The 1,228-nt window shown below is 43.7% G+C and carries 1 pseudogene; it reads left to right on the top strand.

Annotated features, from left to right (window positions below):
- Positions 1–120: 120 nt before the first annotated feature.
- A pseudogene (locus F6K38_RS42415) lies at positions 121–519 on the top strand (alpha/beta hydrolase); the annotation flags it as partial.
- Positions 520–1,228: the final 709 nt, after the last annotated feature.

The raw sequence follows: 1,228 nt of genomic DNA, 5'->3' as shown, positions 1-1,228 counted from the left end.
CCAGAAAGATAAGTGGCAGGCTTGACTCCAATTGCTGAATGACCACTTCTCACTCGGACCACAATAGATTGAACCTTGACCGTTTTGTACCGGATTATCACGATTTATTACGGTTTAAGAGTATCCCAGTATTTTTTTAGTCAGCTGGCTAAGCCTAAAGTAGTGCGTAATATTCTGTTGCAAGCCTACTGTCGTCCAGAAGCCGTCACTGATGAACTGGTTGATCTAATCATGGCACCAGCAGCTGATCCCGGTGCAGCTGATGTTTTTATTGCCTTTACTAGCTATTCTCAAGGACCACTACCAGAAGACCTGATCCCAATTTTGCCTTGTCCTGCGATCATACTATGGGGCAGCAAAGACCCCTGGGAACCCATTGACTTGGGACGAGAATTAGCGAAATTCCCCACTGTAGAAAAGTTTATTCCTTTAGAAGGTTTGGGTCATTGTCCCCAAGATGAAGCACCAGAGATAGTCAACCCGATTTTGCTCAATTGGATTGGGGAAAATCCGGTTTAAGGTTAGCTGGTTGAAGGTTATTAAAGGGTTGAAAGTTAGCTGGTTGAAGGTTGAAGGTTAGCTGGTTGAAGGTTGAAGGTTAGCTAGTTGAAGGTTTAAGGTTTAGTAAGCATTCAGCTATCAGCTATCAGCTATCAGCTATCAGCTATCAGCTCTCAGCTCACAGCTATCAGCTATCAGCTCTCAGCTCTCAGCTATCAGCTATCAGCTCTCAGCTCTCAGCTTTTGAATAAAATAAGCTGACGGCTGACTGCTGACTGCTGACAGGTAGTAGGTTGGGCAAATACCAAGCCAATGACCATTTAATCTGGAATTCTGTCATTTGCCCACCCTACAATAACTATAGCTTTTGAATAAAATAAGCTGACGGCTGACCGCTGACGGCTGACCGCTGACGGCTGAATGCTTACAAGGTTTAATGTTGAAGGTTACCCAGTTGAAGGTTTAAGGTTTAATGTTGAAGGTTACCCAGTTGAAGGTTTAAGGTTTAATGTTGAAGGTTACCCAGTTGAAGGTTGAGTTAACAACAATCGCGATCGCAAATCCGCCAACACCCCCCCAACTAACCTAACATTCAACCTTCAACCCTTTAACAACCTTCAACCCTTTAACAACCTTCAACCTTCAACTATCCTTAACTGGTACCAGCTCTAATTGATAGCGATAGAGAGCCACAGGTTTTTCCAATGCTTTAAAGTAATCGGGGTCT

This window comes from Moorena sp. SIO3B2, from assembly GCF_010692525.1.
GTDB classification, from domain to species: domain Bacteria; phylum Cyanobacteriota; class Cyanobacteriia; order Cyanobacteriales; family Coleofasciculaceae; genus Moorena; species Moorena producens.
Note: the sequence above shows the minus strand (reverse complement) of the source record. Positions and strands in the feature narration are given on the sequence as shown.